This is a genomic window from Kribbella sp. NPDC050124 (assembly GCF_044460355.1).
Classification (GTDB): Bacteria; Actinomycetota; Actinomycetes; order Propionibacteriales; family Kribbellaceae; genus Kribbella.
Genome location: NZ_JBITJU010000043.1, coordinates 22,252 through 28,408, shown reverse-complemented (window position 1 = coordinate 28,408; position 6,157 = coordinate 22,252). Strand labels below are relative to the sequence as shown.

The following is a 6,157-nucleotide window of genomic DNA, read 5'->3' as shown; positions in this document are numbered from 1 at the left end:
ACGACCGCATGGACGACATGCGCACCACAGACGACCGCATGGACGACATGCGCACCACAGACGACCGCATGGACGACATGCGCACCACAGACGACCGCATGGACGACATGCGCACCACAGACGACCGTACGGGCGACATGGGCACGTCAGGCGGCCCGCGAGGCGTGGAGTGGACGGCGAGCGATGGTACCCAGCCGCTGCTGGCCGAGGACCGGGTGGTCGACTTCAGGACCCGGTGGGAGGTCATCCAGCAGGGGTTCGTCGACGACCCGCGCCAGTCGGTGAGTGAAGCCGACCGGCTGGTCGACGAAGTGCTCAAGCGCCTGTCGATGAGCTTCGAGGAGCAGCACCAGGGCTTGGAGAAGCAGTGGTCCGACGGTGAGCCCTCGACCGAGGACCTGCGCGCCGCGCTGCAGAAGTACCGCGCCTTCTTCCAGCGCCTGCTCGCCATGTAGAGCGCATGTAGGACGACCCGGCCCGTACGGCGAGCCGCCGTACGGGCCGCGTCGTTTCGTTGCCTAGGGCGCGATGTTCTGGTTCAGGTGGAACAGGTTGCCCGGGTCGTACTTGCGCTTGACCTCGACCAGAGGGTCGTAGTTCTGCTTGTAGTTGTCCCGGATCCGGCCCTGGTCGTCGCCGGACATGAAGTTGATGTAGCCGCCGGGCTCGGAGTGCGGGGCCAGGGCGTCGTAGTACGACTGCACCCACTGGGTGTTCGCCTCGTTGTCGGCCGGGTCCGGCCACATGCCGGCGATCACGGTCGCGAAGGTGGCATCCCGGTAGGCGAACGCGGTCGCGTCCGGCGTCACCCGGTGGCAGGCGCCGTTGATCGGGTAGATGTGCACTGTCGCGTTCACCGACGGCAGGCCGGTCGCGTGCCGCAGGTGGGCCTGGATCGCCTCGTCGGTCAGCTCGGTGACGAAGTTCGCCTTCCAGTAATGCTGCAGGCCAGGCGGGACCAGACCGTCGAACATGCTGTTCAGCGCCGGGTACGGCATCGGGCCGACGAACTCGGCGACCACCGGCGCGAGCTCGCGGAACTTCGAGATCTCCGCCTGGCCCCGGTCCGGGTCACCGGCCCAGCACCCGACGATCAACGCGAACAGGTCGCCGTGCCGGTCCTCGGGGATGAACGGCAGCGGCGGCGCGATCTGGAACCCAGGGAACCCGCCGAGCTGCTCCGGCGCATCCCGGATCAGGTCCTGGAACCCGCTCAGTACGGCGGCCCCGTCGGACAGCTCGAACAGCATCGGGCCGCCCCAGATCGTCGACACCGGCGCCAGCCGGAACTCCAGCGCGGTCACCACGCCGAAGTTGCCGCCACCACCGCGCAACGCCCAGAACAGGTCGTCGTTCTCCTTCTCGCTGGCGATCAGGAACCGCCCGTCCGCGGTCACCACGTCCGCCGAGATCAGGTTGTCGCAGGCGAGCCCCAGCCCGCGGTCGAGGTACCCGATCCCACCGCCGAGCGTGAGGCCACCGACGCCGGTGGTCGAGACGAAGCCGCCGGTCGACGCCAGCCCGAAGGCGTGCGTGGCCGCGTCGTAGTCGCCCCAGGTCGCCCCGCCGCCGGCCCGCGCGGTCCGGCTGACCGGGTTCACCCGGACGTTGCGCATCCCACTGAGATCGATCACCACTCCGTCGTCGACGGTGCCGAACCCGGGCACGCTGTGCCCGCCGCCACGCACCGCCAGGTCAAGCTCGTTCGTCCGCGCGTAGTCGACCGCGGCCATCACGTCCCCGGCGTTCTCACACCGCACCACGACCTGCGGACGCCGGTCGTGCATGGCGTTGTTGACGCGGCGTACCTCGTCGTACTCCTCGTCGCCGGTGCTGAAGACCGGCCCCCTGGTGCGTTCCCTCAACTCCTCGATCGTGCCCATGACCCCTCCATGGCCGGACCACCCCCAGGCCCTCCGTACCTCCCCGACCCTTCCCCGCGGCCGCGGATCCGTCAATGCTCTGCTGCGGCCGCACGCAGGGCGTCTGCGACAGCGGCGACAGCGGGTGTGCGGGTGCTTCGGGTGAGTAAGAAGACCTCGCGTCCGACTACCCCTTCGGCAGGTAGACAAAGGGCTACTCCGGGGGCGCCGTACCCCAGAACCAAGTCCGGGAGAAGCGCAGCGGCTCCGGTCGTGCGGACCAGTTCCAGCAGGATCAGGAAGTCGTCGGAGTGGTAGCGCACGTCGGGCTCGAACCCACCGAGCTCACGGCACACCCGCACCTGCATCTCGTGCTGACCGGTGCCCGGGTGACAGGCAGCCCACGGTACGTCGGCCAGTCGCCCGAGCTGCACGCGATCGGCACCGGCCGCAGGGTGATCGGCGGGCAGTGCGACCTGGATGCGTTCGCGCAGCAGCCGCTCGCGATGCAGGTCCGCGTGCACCGCCCGCGGCTGCCCGTCGTACTCGTCACCGACCACCACGTCCAGTTGCTGCAGTCGCAACGCCGGTGCAGCCTGCTCCACCTCGATCTCCGCAGCCTCGATGCGGATGTCGGGATGGCTCGCGGCCAACGCCCGTACCGCTGGAGCCACGATGCGCAGGAACGCCGATTGGAAGGCAGCGACCCGCACCACACCAGCCGCCCGCCCTGCCGCGACCGTGGCCAGCTCTGCCTCCGCCGCCTCCACACCTTCGAGCAGTACGGCGGCATGCCGCACCAGCACCTGGCCGGCAGGGGTCAGCCGAACGTTGCGGCCAATCCTCTCGAGCAGCGGCGTACCTGCTTCTCTCTCCAGCACTGACAGCTGCTGGGAGATCGCACTGGGCGTGTAGCCGAGCGCACGGGCGGCGCCGTGCACGGTGCCACGACCATGGACCTCGCGGAGCAGCCGTAGGCGGTGCAAGTCCAGCATCTGTTCAGCATAGCTACACGATCCTGTGCATGAAGCCGCGATAGACCTGAACAGTCCTGAGCAGCGACCATCGATGCCGTGGGACGCCTCTTCTGCTTACTCTCCGCCGCCGGCTTCGGGGCGATGGCTGTGTTCGGCAAGCTGGCTTACGACGCCGGTGTGACGGTGGATGCTCTGCTGCTGGTCCGCTTCGGGTTCGCCGGGGCGCTGCTGATCGCCATAGCGCTCGCACGCGGTGCACTGCGCCAACTGCCTCGCCGTGCCGTGCTGGCTGGGCTGGGCATGGGCGTGTTCGGCTATGCGGCGCAGTCCGGGCTGTACTTCTCCGCACTGGCCAGGATCGACGCCTCACTGGTCGCGCTGATCCTGTACGTGTACCCGGTGCTGGTCATGGCGGGTGCTATCGCACTCGGACGGGAGCGGGCGTCGCGGCGGCGGGTGTGGGCGCTGGGGATAGCGCTGACTGGGATCGTGCTGGTGCTCAGTGGGGCGTCGACCGGGCGGTTCGACTGGCTGGGCGCGCTGCTGGCGCTAGGGGCTGCATTCACCTACACCGGCTACATCCTCGTGGGCGACCGGGTGACTGCTGACGTGCCTCCGCTGGCGTTGAGCGCACTGGTGTGCACCGGGGCGTTCGGCACCTTCCTGGTCGCCGGGTTCCTGCGTGGCGGCACGGACCTCGGCTTCGCCCCTGTGGGGTGGCTCTGGCTGGCTGCACTGGCGGTGGTGAGCACGGTCGGCGCGATTCTGCTGTTCTTCGCCGGCATGGCCCGGGTCGGGCCGTCGGTGGCGTCGATCCTGTCCATCCTGGAGCCGGTGGTGACCGTGCTTGCGGCAGCGGCTGTGTTCGGGGAGACGCTCACGGTGACGCAGTGGCTCGGCGGGTCGCTGGTGCTGGCCGCCGTACTGGTCGTGCAGTGGCCGCGCCGTCAATCGTTGTCTGGACTTTCGGCGGGTTCGGAGGAACGGGCGGCAGACTTGACGGTATGAACCGGCGGATGACGTGGACGGGAGTCGTCGCGCTTGTGATGACGGCCGCGATCGCCTGTACCTCCGAGGACGGCGCGGCACCCCCAGCGTCCACTCCGAGTGCCACCTCCTCGACCCCCACCACGTCGTCCGCTCCTCCGCCGTCGCCCACGGCCCCGGCCACCCCGACCGCCAAGCCGACCGCGACCGCGCCGCCGCACCCCGTCTCGTTGCAGGCGATGATGGCGAAGAAGTACGACGGCCGGAACCTCCGCCTCGGCCGGGTGCTGGCCCGCAACTCGGTCTACACCCGCTACCACGTGACGTACTCCAGCGGCTCGCTGACCATCTCCGGCATCCTGAACGTCCCGCGCACCCCGGGACGGCATCCCGCACTGGTCCTGAACCACGGCTACATCGACCCGGCGATCTACACCAACGGCCGTGGTCTGATGCGTGAGCAGGACTACCTGGCCCGCCGCGGGTACGTCGTACTGCACACCGACTACCGCGGACACGCGCAGTCGACCGACGACCCGCGCTCCGACCTGAACCTGCGACTCGGCTACACCGAGGACGCGATCAACGCCGTCCTCGCACTACGTACCGCGTCGTACGTCGACCCGGACCGGATCGGCATGCTCGGCCGGTCGATGGGCGGCGGGGTCACGTACAACGCACTGGTGGCGCAGCCCGGGCTGATCAAGGCCGCAGTGGTCTTCGCGCCGGTCAGCTCCGACGCCGCCGACAACTTCAACCGCTGGCAGCGCAACGACCGACCGATCGCCTCGACCATCCTGCAGGCGTACGGCGAACCGGCGCGCAACCCCACGTTCTGGCGCAACGTGTCGGCGGTGAACTTCTTCGACCGGGTCACAGAGCCGGTGCTGATCCACCACGGCGAGTCCGACTCGACCTGTCCGATCGCCTGGTCCCGCGAAGCCCTCGCCGCCCTCAAGACGGCCGGCAAGACCGCGACGATGTACAGCTACCCCGGCGAAGAACACGCGTTCGGACCAGCCTGGCCGACCTCCATGGCCCGCACCGTCACGTTCCTCAAACAGCACGGCGTCTAACTGCGGCGGCGTTTGTAGAGGTGGATGCCGCCTAGGGCCAGGCTTGCGCCGGCTATGGCGGTGCAGCTGGCCAGTAGCGGTGCGACGCCGTCGTCGTCGCTTGTGGTACTCGCCGCAGCCACAGTCTCCGGCTCCTGTGGGTAGTTGTGTTTGTACGTCGGCGGATCGCGGGGGACGACGACGGCGGGCGTACGGCGTTCCTCCGGCGGCTGGGCCGATGCGGTCGCCGCAGCCAGTGGGCTGAGGCTGACGACGATCAGGGTTCCGGCGATGACGGAAGTCCGGTGGTTCATGGCTCCTCCTGGTGGCGATTTACCGTGTGTCACCACGGTCGATCACCAGGCCGGACGGCCACATCGGGCTTGCACCCATAGATCAGGGCGGAGGTGCCTTAGCCAGGCGCCTCGGATTCCTTAGGCGGGCTTACGCGCACTGACGGCGTACATCGTCAGGGACAGGTGGAACGCGCCGCGGTCGGCAGCGTCAGCGAGATCCCGGGCGAACGTCTCGGCCTCGGTAGGCGTGATGACGCCGGCTTTGAGGGCGGTCAGCTGCATCATCGACACGAAGCCCTGGCGGGCGCCTTCCTGCGCCTCGATCCAGGTGGCGGCCGTCTCGCCGGTGATCTCCAGACCGGCTGCCGCGAGCTGACCGCGGAGCCGGCGGCCGGAGTACGGGTTGGCCGAGTCGGCGAGGAAGTAGTCGACCATCTTCTGCAGTACGGCGGGGTCCGCCGGATGCACGATCGCGGTCGCCCAGTCCGTGTCGATCAACACGATCCGCCCACCGGGTCGCAGTACCCGAGCCATCTCCCGCACCGCGCCCGCCGCATCCGCCACATGCTGCAGAACCCGCTCGCAGCGGATGACGTCGACCGACTCCCCCGCAAACGGCAGGGCGCCCACGTCACCGTCGACAAACTCCACTCCCTGTGCTGCCTCTGCTCGCTGGTGGGCTTCGGCTCGGAGACCTGGGCTTGGCTCGACGCCGATCGCGTGGCCCTGCGGGCCGACCAGCTCGGCGAGGGCGACGACGTCCTCGCCGGTGCCCGAACCGACGTCGACGGCGGTCTCCCCCGCAAGCGGCGCCAACTGCTCCAGGGCCCACGCCCGCAGCGTCCGTACGGCGGGACGCTGCGCCATCAGGTCGAGCACCATCGCCAGCATCGCGGTGTCCTGCGTCTGCGCGTCCGCGATCTTGAAGCTCCCCCGCGACGACAGGTCGATCCCGGACTCGTCCGTCTCCGTCATCCCAC

7 protein-coding genes are annotated in these 6,157 nt (G+C 69.2%); 3 read left to right on the top strand and 4 right to left on the bottom strand.

What is annotated here, in order from left to right; all coding sequences use genetic code 11:
* The coding region (locus tag ACIBL3_RS45425; protein ID WP_396360262.1) for a hypothetical protein at positions 1-455 on the top strand (455 nt) is incomplete at its 5' end.
* Between the two features lie 63 nt (positions 456-518).
* Here ACIBL3_RS45425 and ACIBL3_RS45420 read toward each other — a convergent pair.
* A complete protein-coding gene (locus ACIBL3_RS45420) occupies positions 519-1,883 on the bottom strand; it encodes an FAD-binding oxidoreductase (RefSeq protein ID WP_396360261.1) in 1,365 nt (454 codons plus the stop codon).
* Between the two features lie 71 nt (positions 1,884-1,954).
* Entirely contained in the window at positions 1,955-2,857 is a 903-nt protein-coding gene (locus tag ACIBL3_RS45415; protein WP_396360260.1) for a LysR family transcriptional regulator, read from the bottom strand.
* Between the two features lie 78 nt (positions 2,858-2,935).
* On the opposite strand from ACIBL3_RS45415, the gene ACIBL3_RS45410 reads away from it, so the two are divergent.
* Together ACIBL3_RS45410 and ACIBL3_RS45405 are read left to right on the top strand one after the other, a co-directional pair.
* Complete coding sequence (locus tag ACIBL3_RS45410; protein WP_396360259.1) at positions 2,936-3,847, top strand: DMT family transporter; 912 nt, start codon at positions 2,936-2,938, stop codon at positions 3,845-3,847.
* A complete protein-coding gene (locus ACIBL3_RS45405) occupies positions 3,844-4,902 on the top strand; it encodes an alpha/beta hydrolase family protein (protein WP_396360258.1) in 1,059 nt (352 codons plus the stop codon). Before ACIBL3_RS45410 ends, ACIBL3_RS45405 begins: the two co-directional genes overlap by 4 nt.
* Here the strand turns inward: ACIBL3_RS45405 and ACIBL3_RS45400 are convergent.
* Complete coding sequence (locus ACIBL3_RS45400) at positions 4,899-5,195, bottom strand: hypothetical protein (protein ID WP_396360257.1); 297 nt, start codon at positions 5,193-5,195, stop codon at positions 4,899-4,901. The two genes, ACIBL3_RS45405 and ACIBL3_RS45400, sit on opposite strands and share 4 nt — an antisense overlap.
* A gap of 120 nt (positions 5,196-5,315) precedes the next feature.
* Positions 5,316-6,152: a methyltransferase domain-containing protein gene (locus ACIBL3_RS45395; RefSeq protein WP_396360256.1), complete on the bottom strand. Its 837-nt coding sequence runs from the start codon at positions 6,150-6,152 to the stop codon at positions 5,316-5,318.
* Positions 6,153-6,157: the final 5 nt, after the last annotated feature.

What these genes read in the sequence shown, in the direction of transcription:
- ACIBL3_RS45420 (WP_396360261.1), bottom strand. Translation starts at nt 1,883, where the DNA reads ATGGGCACGATCGAGGAGTTGAGGGAACGCACCAGGGGGCCGGTCTTC.
- ACIBL3_RS45415 (WP_396360260.1), bottom strand. Translation starts at nt 2,857, where the DNA reads ATGCTGGACTTGCACCGCCTACGGCTGCTCCGCGAGGTCCATGGTCGT.
- ACIBL3_RS45405 (WP_396360258.1), top strand. Translation starts at nt 3,844, where the DNA reads ATGAACCGGCGGATGACGTGGACGGGAGTCGTCGCGCTTGTGATGACG.
- ACIBL3_RS45400 (WP_396360257.1), bottom strand. Translation starts at nt 5,195, where the DNA reads ATGAACCACCGGACTTCCGTCATCGCCGGAACCCTGATCGTCGTCAGC.
- ACIBL3_RS45395 (WP_396360256.1), bottom strand. Translation starts at nt 6,152, where the DNA reads ATGACGGAGACGGACGAGTCCGGGATCGACCTGTCGTCGCGGGGGAGC.